General features: G+C 62.2%; 10 protein-coding genes. 4 read left to right on the forward strand and 6 right to left on the reverse strand.

Features of this window, described 5'->3' with window-relative positions:
* Positions 1 to 280 precede the first annotated feature (280 nt).
* The gene (locus E4P01_RS09940; protein ID WP_005784717.1) at positions 281 to 1,444 is read left to right on the forward strand and encodes a type III PLP-dependent enzyme; all 1,164 of its coding nucleotides are present in this window, start codon (positions 281 to 283) and stop codon (positions 1,442 to 1,444) included.
* A 48-nt stretch (positions 1,445 to 1,492) separates the two neighbouring features.
* Here the strand turns inward: E4P01_RS09940 and E4P01_RS09945 are convergent, their stop codons facing one another.
* Both E4P01_RS09945 and E4P01_RS09950 read right to left on the reverse strand, forming a co-directional pair.
* A complete protein-coding gene (locus tag E4P01_RS09945) occupies positions 1,493 to 2,242 on the reverse strand; it encodes a tetratricopeptide repeat protein (protein WP_216090736.1) in 750 nt (249 codons plus the stop codon).
* 1 nt (position 2,243) lies between these two features.
* Positions 2,244 to 2,924 (reverse strand): Fe2+-dependent dioxygenase, encoded by a 681-nt coding sequence (locus E4P01_RS09950; RefSeq protein WP_148853455.1) that lies wholly within the window; start codon positions 2,922 to 2,924, stop codon positions 2,244 to 2,246.
* 205 nt (positions 2,925 to 3,129) lie between these two features.
* Here E4P01_RS09950 and E4P01_RS09955 point away from each other — a divergent pair, with 205 nt between their 5' ends.
* Together E4P01_RS09955 and E4P01_RS09960 are read left to right on the forward strand one after the other, a co-directional pair.
* Positions 3,130 to 5,415 carry a TonB-dependent siderophore receptor gene (locus E4P01_RS09955; protein WP_148853454.1) on the forward strand — a complete coding sequence of 762 codons (2,286 nt, stop codon included), beginning with the start codon at positions 3,130 to 3,132 and terminating at the stop codon, positions 5,413 to 5,415.
* A gap of 136 nt (positions 5,416 to 5,551) precedes the next feature.
* Positions 5,552 to 8,077, forward strand: coding sequence for a sulfite reductase flavoprotein subunit alpha (locus tag E4P01_RS09960; protein WP_216090735.1), 2,526 nt, complete (start codon positions 5,552 to 5,554; stop codon positions 8,075 to 8,077).
* Positions 8,078 to 8,146: 69 nt separating this feature from the next.
* Here E4P01_RS09960 and E4P01_RS09965 read toward each other — a convergent pair whose 3' ends face one another.
* The 4 genes from E4P01_RS09965 to ptsP all read right to left on the reverse strand — a co-directional run bounded on the left by E4P01_RS09965 (position 8,147) and on the right by ptsP (position 15,329).
* Positions 8,147 to 9,688 (reverse strand): alkaline phosphatase D family protein, encoded by a 1,542-nt coding sequence (locus E4P01_RS09965; RefSeq protein ID WP_216090734.1) that lies wholly within the window; start codon positions 9,686 to 9,688, stop codon positions 8,147 to 8,149.
* 131 nt (positions 9,689 to 9,819) lie between these two features.
* Complete coding sequence (locus tag E4P01_RS09970) at positions 9,820 to 11,538, reverse strand: PTS fructose-like transporter subunit IIB (RefSeq protein ID WP_216090733.1); 1,719 nt, start codon at positions 11,536 to 11,538, stop codon at positions 9,820 to 9,822.
* A gap of 11 nt (positions 11,539 to 11,549) precedes the next feature.
* Positions 11,550 to 12,470 carry a 1-phosphofructokinase gene (pfkB, locus tag E4P01_RS09975; RefSeq protein WP_216090732.1) on the reverse strand — a complete coding sequence of 307 codons (921 nt, stop codon included), beginning with the start codon at positions 12,468 to 12,470 and terminating at the stop codon, positions 11,550 to 11,552.
* Positions 12,471 to 15,329 (reverse strand): phosphoenolpyruvate--protein phosphotransferase, encoded by a 2,859-nt coding sequence (gene ptsP / locus E4P01_RS09980; RefSeq protein ID WP_216090731.1) that lies wholly within the window; start codon positions 15,327 to 15,329, stop codon positions 12,471 to 12,473. It abuts the gene before it with no gap.
* A 291-nt stretch (positions 15,330 to 15,620) separates the two neighbouring features.
* Between ptsP and cra the strand changes: the two genes are divergently transcribed.
* A complete protein-coding gene (gene cra, locus E4P01_RS09985; protein WP_032877829.1) occupies positions 15,621 to 16,616 on the forward strand; it encodes a catabolite repressor/activator in 996 nt (331 codons plus the stop codon).
* The last annotated feature ends 1 nt before the right edge of the window (position 16,617 follow it).

Genomic DNA, 16,617 nt, shown 5'->3' on the forward strand with positions numbered 1-16,617 from the left:
GTAGCTGGACTGGGTCCCGCGACGAACGCGTGCAAAAACGCGACATTTTTAGTTGATCCCACGCCCATCAAGCCCTAAAGTTCGCGCCGAACGTCCATGCTGGAAACGATCCATCCGGCTCAAGTACTGACGACGAGACAGCAAGGCCAAGGGAAGCTTATCCCGTGGCCTTTTTGCTTTCGGCGACATGCCTTGGGAAGTAGGCGAACCAAAGTGGGGATACGGAGGACGTTCATTTGCACCCATTGCTAATTTCAGTTTGCCCCTAGGAGTCCCCAGCATGTCGATCAACGTCGAAGATTATTTCGCGCGCGCCACCTTTGACAAAATGAAGGCGTTCGCCGACAAGCAAGAAACCCCATTCGTGGTGATCGACACCGCGATGATCAGCCAGGCCTACGATGACCTGCGCGCCGGTTTCGAATTCGCCAAAGTGTATTACGCCGTCAAGGCCAACCCGGCCGTGGAGATCATCGACCTGTTGAAAGACAAGGGTTCGAGCTTCGACATCGCCTCGATCTACGAGCTGGACAAGGTCATGGACCGCGGCGTCAGCGCCGACCGTATCAGCTACGGCAACACCATCAAGAAATCCAAGGACATCCGCTACTTCTATGAGAAGGGCGTGCGCCTGTTCTCCACCGACTCCGAAGCCGACCTGCGCAACATCGCCAAGGCCGCGCCGGGCTCGAAAGTGTATGTGCGCATCCTCACCGAAGGCTCGACCACGGCCGACTGGCCTTTGTCGCGCAAATTCGGCTGCCAGACCGACATGGCCATGGACCTGCTGATCCTCGCCCGCGACCTGGGCCTGGTGCCTTACGGCATCTCGTTCCACGTTGGCTCGCAACAGCGCGACATCAGCGTGTGGGACGCGGCCATCGCCAAGGTCAAGGTGATCTTCGAGCGTTTGAAAGAAGAAGACGGCATCGAACTGAAGCTGATCAACATGGGCGGCGGCTTCCCGGCCAACTACATCACCCGCACCAACAGCCTGGAAACCTACGCCGAAGAAATCATCCGCTTCCTCAAGGAAGACTTCGGCGACGACCTGCCGGAAATCATCCTGGAGCCAGGCCGTTCGCTGATCGCCAACGCCGGTATCCTGGTGAGCGAAGTGGTGCTGGTGGCCCGTAAGTCGCGTACCGCCGTCGAGCGTTGGGTGTACACGGATGTGGGCAAGTTCTCCGGCCTGATCGAAACCATGGACGAAGCCATCAAGTTTCCGATCTGGACCGAGAAGAAAGGCGAGATGGAAGAAGTGGTCATTGCCGGCCCAACCTGCGACAGCGCCGACATCATGTACGAGAACTACAAGTACGGCCTACCGCTGAACCTGGCGATTGGTGATCGTTTGTACTGGCTGTCGACCGGTGCGTACACCACCAGCTACAGCGCGATTGAGTTCAATGGGTTCCCACCGTTGAAATCGTTCTACGTGTAAGAACGCCGCATATAAAAAACCCATGACAAGTCATGGGTTTTTTTGGCTTCAGGAAAAGGTCGCGGCACGCTGTTGATAGGCATTGGCCATGGCGCGAATCTGCGGCTCATTGGCCAGCGCCAGCGCCTTGTGCGCCGTTCGCAGGAATTTGAGATTCCCATGCGCCAACGCCTTGCGCAGCCACTCCAGCGCAGCGTCGATTTGGCCTCTGTGCGCCAGCACCGCCGCATAACTGAACTGCCCCCGAAAATCCCCGGCTTCGGCGGAGCGCCGGTACCATTCAACGGCTGCCTCAAGATCCTTGGGGCAATACTGCCCATCTTCCAGATAACGCCCCAACAGATTCATCGACTTGGCGTGGCCCTGCTCTGCCGCCTGGCGATAAAGCATCAGCGCCTGGGCCTGGTCTTGCACAACGCCACGGCCGGTCGCCAGCAGGTTGGCGTAGTTGTACTGGCCCCAATCCAGGCCGGTCTCTGCTGCCAGCCGGTATTGCCGCGCAGCTGCCGCTTCATCGACGGCGCAACCCCAACCATGCTCCAGGCAACGCCCGGCCATATTGCGCGCCATCACGTGCCCGCCCTGCGCCGCAATCTGGAACCAGCGCAGCGCCAGCGCTTCATCGCGTGCAATGCCGCGCCCTTCCAGCAGGATCTGCCCGAGCAACGCCTGGGCATCGACCACGCCTTCCTTGGCTGCGATCAGAATCGCCTGGGCGGCGCGCACCGGGGAATCATCAAGCATGGACTGCAATTGCTCGACGTTGAGCACTTCCTGGCGACGCAATAAAAAGCCCATCTCAGACCTCGACCCAGCGGCGCAGGAGGTTGTGATAGGTGCCGGTGAGCTGGATCAGCGCCGGGTGCTCGGGCACGTCGCGGCTCAGTTGCTGGATGGCGCCGTCCATTTCGAACAGCAAGGTGCGCTGGCTGTCTTCGCGCACCAGGCTTTGGGTCCAGAAGAACGAGGCATAGCGAGCACCACGGGTCACGGCGTTGACTTTATGCAGGCTGGAGCCGGGGTACAGCACCAGATCGCCGGCGGGGAGCTTGACCCGTTGCAGGCCGAAGGTGTCCTGGATCTCCAGTTCGCCGCCGTCGTACTCGTCGGGATCGCTGAAGAACAGCGTGGACGACAGGTCGGTGCGCACGCGCTCGTGGCTGCCTTTGGGCTGGCGCACCGCATTGTCGATATGGAAGTCAAAACTGCCACCTGCGGTATAGCAGTTGATCAGCGGCGGGAAGACCTTGTGCGGCAGCGCCGCCGACATGAACAGCGGGTTGCTCCACAACCGCTCCAGCATGGCTGCGCCGATTTCCTTGGCCAATGGGTGGCCTTCGGGCAATTGCAGGTTGTGCTTGGCTTTGGCGGACTGATGCCCGGCAGTGATTTTGCCATCGGCCCATTCGGCCTCTTCCAGGGCTTGGCGAATGCGCAGCACCTCCTCGCGAGAGAACAGGCCGGGAATGTGCAGCAACATGAGGCAATACCTGCGATCAGAGAGGCGCCAATGGTATTGATTCTTATCCGCCCTGTAAAACCCGGGGACGAACGAGAACGCAAAATCCGTAACGAAAAAGTGTAAAGAATGTAAATTCGATGCGAATAGCAATATCTCTCAATTGATACAAAGTCTTGTTGGCCCTATATTCCGCGGCCTCACATCCTTGGGGAAGGGACACGTCATGTCGCGCACTACGCTAATAACAACCGCCAGTTCACCACGTATGCTGGCCTCGGCCATCGGCGTTGCCCTCAGCGCCAGCTCTGCCGCCCACCTGGCGCAGGCAGCAGAAAACACCGAGCAAAAAGGCGAGCGCAACCCTATCTCCCTCGGCGCCACCAACATTACCGGCCAGGACCAGGACAACACCTCCTATCAGGTGGAAAAAGCCTCGTCGCAGAAATACACCGCGCCGCTGGTGGACACACCGCGTTCGGTCACCGTGGTGCCGCAACAAGTACTCAAGGACACTGCCGCCACGTCGTTGCAGGACGCCTTGCGCACCGTACCGGGCATTACCTTCGGCGCCGGTGAAGGCGGCAACCCCCAAGGCGATCGCCCGTTCATTCGTGGTTTTGATGCCCAAGGCGACACTTACCTGGACGGCGTGCGCGACACCGGCGGCCAGAGCCGCGAGATCTTCGATATCGAGTCCATCGAAGTCAGCAAGGGCCCGAACTCCTCGTTCGGCGGCCGTGGTTCGGCCGGTGGTAGCCTCAACCTGGTGAGCAAAACCCCACAAGCACGTGACTTCACCAACGGCGGCTTTACCTACGGCTCCGACCAGACCCGCCGCTACGTGCTCGACGTGAACCGCCAGTTCCTCGACGACAGCGCCGCCTTCCGCCTGAACCTGATGAGCCACGAACAAAACGTGGCAGGCCGCGATGCGGTGAACTACGACCGCTGGGGTGTAGCCCCGTCGCTGACGTTCGGCCTGGGCACGCCGACCCGCGTCAACCTCAGCTATTACCATATGGAAAGCGATGACCTGCCGGATTCGGGGATTCCGTATGGTTATGGCTCCTCGACCGCCACCGCCCACGCGCACGACAAACCCAACGACGGCGGCGACAGCAACAATTTCTACGGTTTGAAAAGCCGCGACTTCCGCAAGACCCGCGCCGACATCAGCACGTTCTCCATCGAGCACGATCTGAACGACAACATGACGCTGAAAAATACCCTGCGCCATGGCAGCACCGGCCAGGACTATGTGCTGACACAACCGGACGACAGCAAACTCAACGTCAACAAGTTCGGCACCGTATGGCGTCGTGCCAATAGCCGTGTTTCCACGACCACCACAACCACCAACCAGACCGACCTGTTTGGCAGCTTCCAGGCGCTGGGCTTCAAGCACAGCTACTCCACCGGCCTGGAGTTCACCGGGGAAGAGACCCGTGTCAGCGGCTATACCGTCAGCCCCAACGCCAACCCGGTGTGCAACCCGGCCAAGGGCAGCCTGGGCGGCCAGTGCACCTCACTGAGCAACCCGAACCCGGACGACGCCTGGAACGGCAGCGTTGCGCGCAACTACATGGGCACCAACACCAAGGCCACCAGCCGCGCCGCCTATGTGTTCGACACCATCGAGCTGGATCCGAAATGGCTGCTGAACGTGGGCCTGCGTTACGACACCTTCGATACCGAGGCCAACAGCAACGCCGTGGCCGGACGCTCCAAGATCAAGGACGACAGCCAGTTCTTCAACTGGCAGGCCGGCCTGGTGTGGAAGCCGCTGGAGAACGGCAGCATCTACGCTTCCTACGCGACCTCGGCCACGCCTGCCGGTGGCCTGATCGGCGAAGGCTCCGACGGCAACCCACTGTCAGCCGGTGCCGCCACCAGCGACTTGCAGCCCGAAGAAACCGTCAACTATGAACTGGGCACCAAGTGGGACCTGTTCCACGATCGCCTGTCTCTGACCGCAGCTATCTTCCGCACCGAGAAGAAAAACACCCGCATCCTGGTGGACGCTCTCACCTACCAGAACGCCGGTGAATCTCAGGTCGACGGCATCGAGTTGTCCGCCAGCGGCAAGATCACAGATAAATGGCAGTTGTTTGCGGGCTACAGCTACCTGGACAGCGAGCTGGTCAAATCCGGCCTGAACGGGCGTAACGGTGTAGTGAGTGCCGGCTCCAACAAAGGCAACCAGATGCCCAACACGCCGAAGAACTCCTTCAGCCTGTGGACCACCTACGACATCACGCCCAAGCTGACCATCGGCGGCGGCGCCTTTTATGTCGATCAGGTTTACGGCGATGTCGGCAACACCGTGTACGTACCCTCCTACACTCGCTACGACGCCATGGCCAGCTACAAGCTGACCAAGAACGTCGACCTGCAACTTAACGTGCAGAACCTGACCGACAAGACCTACTACGACAAGGCCTTCTCCACTCACTTCGCCAACCAGGCGGCCGGTCGTACCGCCCTGTTGACCACCAGCTTCCACTTCTAAAAGCAGTCAATGCTCGACCCAAGGCCCCACGCATCGGATGCGTGGGGCTTTTGTGTGTAAAACAGAATTTTTCTCGATAACCCACGGCATAATGCGCGCCGTGACATCGATATCCAGATCAGCGAGGCGCTCCAACGTGTTGAAGAAAACCCTGTTTCAGTTGCACTGGTTCTTCGGCATCACTGCCGGGCTGGTGCTGGCCTTGATGGGGATCACCGGGGCTGCGTACTCGTTCCAGGATGAAATCCTGCGGGCCCTCAACCCCACGGTATTGAACGTACAGAAACGCGAAGCCGGCGTACTGCCGCCTGCCGAGCTGGTGCGCAAGCTGGAGGCCACCGAAGGCAAGAGCGTCGCGATGCTGTGGGTGGAAAGCGACAGCGGCAATGCCGGTCGGGTGTCCTTCACCCCGCCACCGGGGGAGCGTCGTGGCCAGATGCGCTACTTCGACCCGTACACCGGCGACTACTTGGGCGACGCCGTCGGCCAGGATGTATTCGGCTTTATCCTGCAACTGCACCGCTTCCTCGCCATCGGCGACACTGGGCGCAATATCACGGGCGCCTGCACCCTGATCCTGGTGTTTTTCTGCCTCTCTGGTTTGTACCTGCGCTGGCCGCGCCAGGTAAAAAACTGGCGCGTATGGTTGACCCTGGACTGGCGCAAAAAGGGCCGCAGCTTCAACTGGGACCTGCACTCGGTGTTCGGCACCTGGTGCCTGCTGTTTTATCTGCTGGCGGCATTGACTGGGTTGTACTGGTCTTATGATTGGTACAACCAGGGCGTGACCAAACTGCTCTCCGATGCGCCGCAGAACGAGCGGATGCGTAAACGCGGCCCGCCCCCCCCGGGCCCTGCCCCGGTGGCCAACTACGAGGCGATCTGGAGCAGCATCTACAGCAACGCCGGCCCCGACCTGAGTGCCTACAATATCCGTATGCCGGCCGTCGCCGGGCAACCGGCCACCGTGTACTACCTGCTCAAGGATTCACCCCATGACCGTGCGCTGAACCAGATCAACCTGGACCCGGCCACCGGTGAGGTCAAATCCCATGATCGCTATGCCAGCAAGAGCCTCAAGGCTCAACTGCTGACCAGCGTCTATGCGTTGCACACCGGCAGTTATTTCGGCCTGATCGGACGCATCGTGCTCACCGTCAGCTCGCTGCTCATGCCCCTGTTTTTCATCACTGGCTGGCTGTTGTACCTCGACCGTCGTCGCAAGAAACGCCAGGTACGCGAAGCCCGCAAAGGTTTGAGTGCCCCTCACAGCGATGCGCCGGCCTGGCTGATCGGGTTTGCCAGCCAAAGCGGCTTTGCCGAACAGTTGGCCTGGCAGACTGCCGGGCAATTGCAGGCCGCCGGCGTTGCGGTCAAGGTGCAGCCCCTGGGCAGCGTCAGCCGCGACGACCTCAGCCAATCACAACATGCGCTGTTTGTGGTCAGCACCTTCGGCGACGGCGAAGCCCCCGACAGCGCCCGTGGTTTCGAGCGCAGCGTGCTCGGCCAGGACCTGCCCCTCAAAGGCTTGAACTACTCGGTACTGGCCCTGGGTGATCGGCAGTATGAACACTTCTGTGGCTTCGCCCGGCGCCTGCATTTCTGGCTGACCAACCAGGGCGGCAACCCGCTGTTTGCCCCGGTGGAAGTCGACAGCGGCGACGCAGTGGCCTTGCACACCTGGCAACAGCAACTGGGCCAGCTCACCGGTCACGCATCCGCGGCGGCCTGGCAGGCAGACCCGTACGAAAACTGGACGTTGAGCCAACGCCGCCTGCTCAACCCCGGCAGCGTGGGGGCCGATGTCTACCTGCTAGGTCTCACTCCACCCTCGCCTCAGAGCTGGCTCGCCGGTGACTTGGTGGAGGTCTTGCCGCGCAATTGTCCGTGGGCCGTGGAGCATTTCCTCGACGGCCTCGGCCTGGCCGGCAGTGACGGCGTGTTGATCGACGGCTTGGCACAAACGCTCGATCAAGCCCTGGCCAACCGTCAACTGCCGGACAACCGTGCACACCTGGTCGGCTTGCATGCCCAAGCCCTGGCGGACGCACTGGTGCCCCTGGGTATGCGCGAATATTCCATCGCCTCGATTGCCAGCGAAGGCGTGCTGGAACTGATCGTGCGCCAGGAACGCCACCCCGACGGCAGCCTGGGCCTGGGCTCCGGCTGGCTGACCGAACACGCCGCCATCGGTTCGGGTATCAGCCTGCGCCTGCGCCGCAACAGTGCCTTCCACCTGCCGGACGCTCCCGTGCCGTTGATCCTGCTGGGCAACGGCACCGGCCTTGCGGGCCTGCGCAGCCTGCTCAAGGCGCGTATTGCCGATGGCCAGCAGCGTAACTGGTTGCTGTTTGGCGAGCGCCATATCGCCCACGATTATCTGTGCCAGGACGAACTGCAAGGCTGGCTGGCCAGTGGCGACCTGGCGCTGCTGGACCTGGCGTTTTCGCGGGACCAGGAAGAGAAGATCTACGTACAGGATCGCCTGCGCGAATCGGCAGATGTGTTGCGCAAATGGCTGGCGGACGGCGCGGCGATTTATGTGTGCGGCAGTTTGCAAGGGATGGCGACGGGGGTGGATCAGGCGTTGGTGGATATCCTGGGCAGTGAGGCGGTGGAGCGCTTGATTGAACAGGGCCGCTATCGCCGGGATGTCTACTGACCCGTCAGGCAATGAAGATCAATTGTGGGAGGGAGCTTGCTCCCTCCCACAGTTTTAACTGCATTCCAATCAGGCAGGTTGCAGTTTTTGCTCAAACACCGAAACGCCATCGAGATCGCGCAAAATGACGGTCAACTCCCCCGTCTGCCCATCAATCTGCACTTCACCAAAAAACTGAAAGCCAGCAAACGGCGAGGTGTTTTGCGCAGGCGGCGCTTTCTCGAACACCACTTGCGGGCCAAAGGTTTTATCCAACGGATTCGGCCCGAAGCTGCCGGCATTCAGCGGCCCCGCCACAAACTCCCAAAACGGCTCGAAATCCTGGAACGCCGCCCGGTCCGGGTGGTAGTGGTGCGCCGCGCAGTAGTGCACATCGGCCGTCAACCACACATGGTTGCGCACCTTCTGCGCACGCAGAAAGCCAAGCAGTTCGGCAATCTCCAGCTCACGCCCTTGCGCCGGGCCGGGGTCGCCATTGGCGATGGCTTCCCAACGCGCCACGCCGGGGCTGACTTCACCGTCGGGCACGCCCAGGCCAATCGGCATGTCGGCGGCGATCACCTTCCATTGCGCCTGCGACGCCTTGAGTTCGCGCTTGAGCCAGTCCAGTTGCTGGCGACCGAGGAAGGGTTTTTCGCCGCCCAGGTTGTCATCATTCGGCCCACGATAGCTGCGCATATCCAGCACAAACACGTCCAGCAGCGGCCCGTAACTGAGCTTGCGATAAATACGCCCGCCGCCGTCGGCACTCTGGCGGCGCATCGGTGAATATTCCAGCCAGGCCTGCCGCGCACGGCCGACCAGGGTATTGATGTCGCGGGTCTGGTAACGCTCATCCAGTTGCTTGCTGGAGGACCAGTTATTGATCACCTCATGATCGTCCCACTGCCAGATCTGCGGCACTTGGGCATTGAAGCGGCGCACGTTTTCATCCAGCAGGTTGTAGCGGTAATTGCCGCGATACTCATCGAGGGTTTCCGCCACTTTGCTCTTGGCCTCGGTGGTGATGTTGCGCCAGATACGTCCGCCTTCGGTGGTCAACTGCGCGGGCACCGGGCCGTCGGCGTAGATGGTGTCGCCGCTGTGGATAAAAAAGTCTGGCAGGCGCAGGCGCATGGCTTCGTAGATACGCATACCGCCAATCTCCGGGTTGATGCCGAAGCCTTGGCCAACGGTGTCGCCGCTCCACACAAAGCGGATGTCGCGACGCTGTTGCGGCTCGCTGCGCAAGTGACCGAACCAGGGCTCGCTGGCGACACCGGTCTGGGCGTCTTCGAAGTGAACACGGTAGAAGATCGACTGATCGACCGGCAAACCGGTGAGCTCGACACGGGCAGTAAAGTCGCTGCGGCTGTCGGCCAGGGGGGAAACCAAGCGGCGGGGGTTGCTGAACACACTGCGCGTATCCCACTCCACCACCATCTTCGCGGGGCGGTCGCTGCGGCTCCAGATCACCGCACGGTCGCCGAGCAGGTCGCCCGATTGCACGCCATCCGTGAGTTGCGGCCGGTCCTTCACCGAAGCGATCACCGCCGGGGCCAGGCCCGGCAACAACAGGCCGGCGCCCACGGCTTGCATCACGCGGCGGCGGCCGAGATCGAAGTGGCTCATGCAGGTGCCCTCTTGAGTATCAAAAGGGCCACTTAAGCATGATGGGATGAAGCGAAGATGACACCGGCCATACAAACAATGGAGATCCAAATGTGGGAGGGGGCTTGCTCCCTCCCACATTCTGAATCCCATCAGCCCCTGGCAGCAGTGTCCGTCAGCTCCACGGCTTCCGGTCGCTTGAGCAGCGCATACACCAATCCCGTCAACACACTGCCCGCCACAATCGCCAGCAAGTACAACAACGCGTGGTTCATCGCATTCGGAATCACCAGCACAAACAACCCGCCATGGGGCGCGGCCAACTTGCAGCCGAAGTACATCGACAGCGCACCGGTCAGCGCACCACCGGCGATGCTGGCCGGGATCACGCGCAGCGGGTCTTTGGCCGCGAACGGGATCGCGCCTTCGGAGATAAAGCACAGGCCCAGGATCATCGCGGCCTTGCCGGCTTCGCGTTCAGTCTGGGCGAACTTGCGCCGAGCCAATAACGTAGCGATGCCCATGCCAATCGGCGGCACCATGCCGGCAGCCATGGTCGCGGCCATCGGTGCGCCGCTCGACGCCGCCAGCAGGCCGACGGAAAACGCATACGCCGCCTTGTTGATCGGCCCGCCCAAATCCACGCACATCATGCCGCCGAGCAAAATGCCCAGCAGCACTGCGTTGGTAGTGCCCATGGTGCTGAGAAAATCGGTGAGCCCCGTCAGCAAACGTGCGACCGGCGGGCCCACCAGGTAGATCATCACCAGGCCGGTGAACAGGCTGGCCAGCAACGGGATGATCAGGATCGGCTTGAGCGCCTCCAGGCTCTGGGGCAATTGCACCGCACGGCTGATCAGCTTGACGCAGTAACCCGCGACGAAACCGGCCAGGATGCCGCCGATAAACCCAGCCCCCAGCGTCCCCGCCAGCAAGCCGCCGATCATGCCCGGCGCCAGGCCAGGACGGTCGGCGATCGAGTAGGCGATGTAGCCCGCCAGCAGCGGTACCATCAGCAGGAATGCCTGGTCACCGACGCTTTTCAGCGCCGCTGCCAAGGTGCCTGGCTGTTCGAAAGCATGGATGCCGAACACAAATGACAAGGCGATCAACAAGCCCCCCGCCACCACCATCGGCAACATGTACGACACGCCAGTGAGCAGGTGCTTGTAGACCCCGGTTTTCTCCGACTTGGCCGGCGCGCCACTGCCGGCGTTTTCCACCGCGCCTTCAGCCAGGGCTTTGTTAAGGATGGCTTCGGATTGCTTGAGGGCGATGCCGGTGCCACAGCGGTAAATTTTCTTGCCGGCAAAACGCTCGGTGGCGACTTCAATATCCGCCGCCAGCAACACCACGTCGGCCTCGGCGATGGCTTGCGGGCTCAGCGGTGTGCGGGCGCCGACCGAGCCTTGAGTCTCGACCTGCAAGTCGTAGCCCAAGCGCTTGGCGGTCTGCTGCAAAGCTTCGGCGGCCATGAAGGTGTGGGCCACCCCGGTCGGGCACGCAGTAATCGCGACGATACGCGGCGCATTCTTCGCCGATACCGGGGCGTCACTGGCGACATACACCTGGGCCTCTTCAGCGCCCCGGCGCAATACGCCTTCGACATCTGCCAGCGCCTGGGCCGGTGTGGTCTGAAACACGCGCTTGCCGACAAAACGCTGCATATCCACCGGCGTGCTGCTGACCAGCAGTACCCACTCGGCATCATCGATCGTGGCTTGGGACAACTGACGTTCCGGGCGCTGCACATCAACGACCTCGACACTGGTGTGCAAGCCCATGCGCTGGGCGGCGGCGTCCAACAAGCGGGCGCACAGCACACTGGTGACCATGCCGTTGGGGCAGGCGGTAACAATGGCTAACTTCATCACAAACCCTCTTATTGTTCTGTCAGCGCGCGTACATCGACGCCGCTTTCCAGGCGCGCCAACTGCGCGTCATCGCTGATGCCAAAACCGATCTGCGTGACGGCCATCGCGGCAATCGCCGTGGCGCGGCGCAAAGTGTGCTCAGGCGTATCGCCACTGAGCAAACCGTGAAGCAGCCCGGCCAGCAGCGAGTCGCCAGCGCCCACGGTACTGGCCACCGTCACCTTGGGCGGCGTGGCGTGTAGAGCCGCGCCTGGGCGGTACCAGGTCACGCCTGCGGCGCCGTCGGAGACCACCACATGCTCGACGCCTTGCTGATGCAGTCGGCTGATCGCATCGGTGGCATTATCCAGGGCCTCTGCCAGCTCTTCGGTATTGGGTTTGACCAGCCACGGGCCAGCCTGCAAACCAGCGCGCAACGCTTCACCACTGGTGTCCAGGGCGACTTTCAAACCGAGGTCTTTCAACTGACCCAACAGTGCTTGAAACCACTGCGGGCTGACGCCGCGCGGCAAGCTACCGGCCACCACCACCGCATCGAATTGCGCACCCTTCTTCGCGATCATCTCAAGCAGCGCTGTTTGCGCCGCTTCACTCACCAGCGGCCCCGGCGCATTGATATCGGTGACACGTCCGTCCTGTTCGGCAATCTTGATATTGCTGCGGGTTTCGCCCGGCACGCGGACGAACGCATCGCCAAACCCGCGGCTGGCGATCAGCGCGTCGAAAGCCTGAGGGTTCGCGTCACCGAGAAACCCTCCAACGCTGACGTGGTGGCCCAGGTCGGCCAGCACCTGCGCCACATTCACGCCCTTGCCGGCCGCGTGGGTCAACATCGCCTCACTGCGATTGACTGCACCGGGCTCCAGGCGCGCCAGGCGCACCGTCAGGTCCAACGCCGGGTTCAGCGTCAGGGTCAGAATCTTCGCCATCTACACGGCCTCCACTAGGGCACGCACTTGCGCGGGCGAACCCACCGCCAGTGCTTGTTGCGCCAGGCCCTGGGCCTCGCTCAGACTGAATTCGCGCACCCGCGCCTTCACTTCAGCAATGCTGCGGGCCGACACGCTCAACTCATCCACCCCCAGGCCGACCAGCACCGGCACCGCCAGCGGGTCCGCCGCCAACTCGCCGCATACGCCGACCCATTTGCCATGGGCATGGGCGGCGCGCACGGTGATGTCGATCAGTTGCAAGACCGCTGGGTGCAAGCCATCGGCCTGTGCCGACAGGGTCGGGTGGCCGCGGTCGATGGCCAGGGTGTACTGGGTCAGGTCGTTGGTGCCGACGCTGAAGAAGTCGACTTCCTTGGCCAGTACCGGCGCCAGCAAGGCGGCTGACGGCACTTCGATCATGATGCCCAGTTGCAAATCGGCGACCGGGATTTCCAGGCGCAGGCGCTCGGTCATGTCGCGGGCGGCGCGCCATTCATCCACGCTGCCGACCATGGGGAACATGATGCGCAGCGGCCGGTTATCCGCCGAGCGCAGCAGTGCCCGCAATTGCGCTTCCATGATCTGCGGGCGTTGCAAGGTCAGGCGAATGCCGCGCACGCCAAGGAAGGGGTTTTCTTCCTGGGCGATGGGCCAATAGGGCAAGGGCTTGTCGCCGCCTACATCGAGGGTGCGCACCACCAGCGGGCGACCGCCGAGCCCATCGAGGACGCGGCGGTACTCGGCTTCCTGGGTAGCCTCGTCCGGCGCCTGAGGGTGGGCCATGAAAATCAGTTCGGTGCGCAGCAGGCCAATGCCTTCGGCGCCCTGCTCCACCGCACTCGCCACACCGGCGCTTTCACCGATATTGGCGAACACTTCCACGGCGTGACCGTCACGGGTCAGCGCCGGCTCGTGGCGTTGAGCCGAGGCAGCTTGCAAGCGTTGTTCGCGGGTGTCGCGCTCCACGGTGGCGCGTTGCAGGGTGGCGGCGTCCGGGTCGACATGCAGGCGACCGCGCTGGCCGTCGAGCAGCAGTGGCGTACCGGCGCTCAGCAGCAGCACCGCAGCACCAGCACCGACCAAGGCGGGAATCCCCAGGGCGCGCGCGACGATGGCGCTGTGAGCGGTGGCACCACCGCGGGCAGTCAGAATGCCGGCTACGCGGGCCGGGTCCAGGCGCGCAACGTCCGAGGGGCCGACTTCATCCATCACCAGAATGTAGGGCTCGCTGGGCTCCTGGGCGGTTTCGACGCCGCACAACTGCGCCAGCACGCGACGGCCGATGTCACGCAGGTCAGCGGCACGCTCGGCCAGCAAGGCGTCCTGCAAGGCTTCCTGCTGCTTGGCGGCGGCTTCGATCACGCTCATCCACGCAGCTTCCGCGCTTTCGCCTTGCTTGAGGCGGGTATCGACTTCGTCGGTCAGCTCCGGGTCGTCGAGCATCTCCTGATGGGTAATGAAAATCTCGCGGATGGCCTTGGCCTGGCTGCGCTCGATCAGGCCCTGGATATCCTTACGCACATCGCCCAGGGCGGTGTGCAGGCGCTGGCGTTCGATAGCGGCAGACTCACCGCGCAGGGGGTAATCGAACAGCTGTGGAATCTGGATATGCGCCGGGCCGATGGCGATGCCCGGCGCGGCGGCGATGGCCTGGATCTGGCTGCCGCTCGATGGCGCGCTGAGCACCGGCTCGATATCCACAGGAGCAGGCTGGGCGCTCAGGGCCGGCAATGGTTCGACCTCTTCGCCAAGGCCCTCTTCGACCGCGGCCAACAGTGCAGGCAGTGCATCGCCGGCAATCGTCGGCTCGGCGACAAACTCCAGCACCTGGCCACGACGCGCACCGAGGCTGAGCAACTTGCTCAAACTTTTGACCGATACCGCGCCCACCGGTCCATCAACGATGCGCACGCGGATATCGCCATCAAAACTTTTCGCCAGTTGCGCAAGGATCTTGGCTGGGCGTGCGTGCAGGCCGTGGGCGTTGGCCAGGCTGATGCGGGCGCTGGGCCAGTCTGGCGGCAATTCGCCGCCCAGCACTTCCAGCACCGCACGGCTGCTGGTGGCACGCCCCAATTCCTGGCCGCGCCCTTCAATCAACAGGGCACACAAGCGTTCAAGCAAGGTTTGGTGGGCTTCGCCCAGGCTCGCCAGGCAGAACAGGCCGTGCAGCGGCTGGCCGAGGTAGCGCATGGGTTTGTCCGGCGTGACAAACGCCAGGCCCGGGCGCTTGACCGTCTGTTCGCTGTGCAACCACCACAGGCCATCGCCCAGGGGCAACGCGTCGACCTGTTGCAACACCGCAGCAAAACCATTGCTCACGCAGTCGGCCTGGCGCAGCAGGCGCGCACCGCGCCATACCAGCTCTTCAAAATCATCGGCAGACACGCCCAGGCTGATCATCTGCGCATCCAGCGCCAGTTCCTGGGGCGCACCTTGCAACAGCTTCAACAACGCTTCGGCACTGCCGGCACGGCGCAACGCCTGGCCGAGATCGGTTTCACCGAGGGCACGGGTCAGCAGCTGCAACAAGCGCAAGTGTTCGTCGGATTTGGCGGCGATGCCAATCGCCAGGTAGACGATCTGGCCATCGCCCCAGTCCACCCCTTCGGGGAACTGCAGCAGGCGCACACCCGTGGTGAACACCTGGTCGCGAGTCTCTGGCGTACCGTGGGGAATGGCGATGCCCTGGCCGAGAAAGGTCGAACCCTGGGCCTCACGGGCTTGCAAGCCGCTCAGATACCCCTCGGCAACCAGGCCATCGGCCACCAGTTTGTCAGCGAGCAGGTGCAAGGCAGCAGATTTATCCACAGCCACCTGGCCCATGGATATCTGCTCTACAGTGAGCTCAAGCATGCCGTTCTCCTAGTTAGTGCGATGTGCGCACTAGGTATTGTTTTGAATAAATCAGCGCGACGTTCAAAAATAACTGACCGAGTAGTCAATTGGCAGTAGCCACTCAGCGGCGAACATCGTAAAAATACGCTTGCTGAAACGTTTAATCTAGAATTTATGGCAGATTACGCGTTAATTGCGCAAGCTTGAAGCACCACTCGGCACCTGTCGTGGGACATTGGTCGCGGGCTGGAATCGGTTACGATTGGACAAAATGTCGGGGCACGCTCTAAAAAACAAGGAAATCCCGGTTTGAAACTCAGTGATATTGCACGTCTGGCCGGTGTGTCCGTGACCACCGCCAGCTATGTCATCAATGGCAAGGCCGAACAACAGCGCATCAGCAACGCAACCGTTGAGCGTGTGCGTGCCGTGGTCCAGGCCCATGGTTTTACTCCCAACCCTCAAGCCGCCGGGCTGCGCAGCCGGCATACGCGCACCCTGGGGTTCATCCTGCCAGACCTGGAAAACCCCAGCTACGCACGCATTGCCAAGCTGTTGGAGCAAGGCGCCCGGGCACGGGGCTATCAGTTGCTGATTGCCAGCTCCGATGACGAAGCCGACAGCGAACGCCAACTGCTGCAACTGTTCCGCGCGCGGCGTTGCGATGCGTTGTTCGTCGCCAGTTGCCTGCCGGCCAGCGATGACAGCTATCGCGACTTGCAAGCCAAGGGGTTGCCGGTGATTGCCATCGACCGGGTGATGGAGCCTGACCAGTTCTGCTCAGTGGTCAGCGATGATCACCAGGCCTGTCAGCAACTCACCAGCAGCCTGCTACAACCGCTGCCCAAGCAAATCGCGCTGATCGGCGCACGTCCCGAGCTGAGCATCAGCCAGGAACGTACTGCGGGTTTTCGTGAAGCGCTGCAAGACTTCACCGGCGAAGTGATCATCGAACAGGGCGAAGCCTTCAGCCGTGACTGTGGCCGACAGCTGATGGAGCAACTGCTGCAGCGCCTGGGGCATTTGCCTGACGCGCTGGTGACTACCTCCTACGTGCTGCTGCAAGGCGTGTTCGATGCGCTGCATGACTTCCCGCTCCGGTCGCGGCCGCTACGCCTGGGCACCTTTGGCGACACCCAACTGTTGGACTTCCTGCCGCTGCCAGTCAACGCCATGGCCCAGCAACATCAACTGATCGCCGAGACAGCTCTGCGCCTGGCCCTGGCGGCCATCGAAGAAGAACAGTACCAACCGGGTGTGCATGCGATTGGCCGCACGTTCAAGCAGCGCATTCACGAGGTCTGAA

It is taken from the genome of Pseudomonas sp. NCIMB 10586 (genome assembly GCF_023127895.1).
GTDB lineage: Bacteria > Pseudomonadota > Gammaproteobacteria > Pseudomonadales > Pseudomonadaceae > Aquipseudomonas > Aquipseudomonas synxantha_A.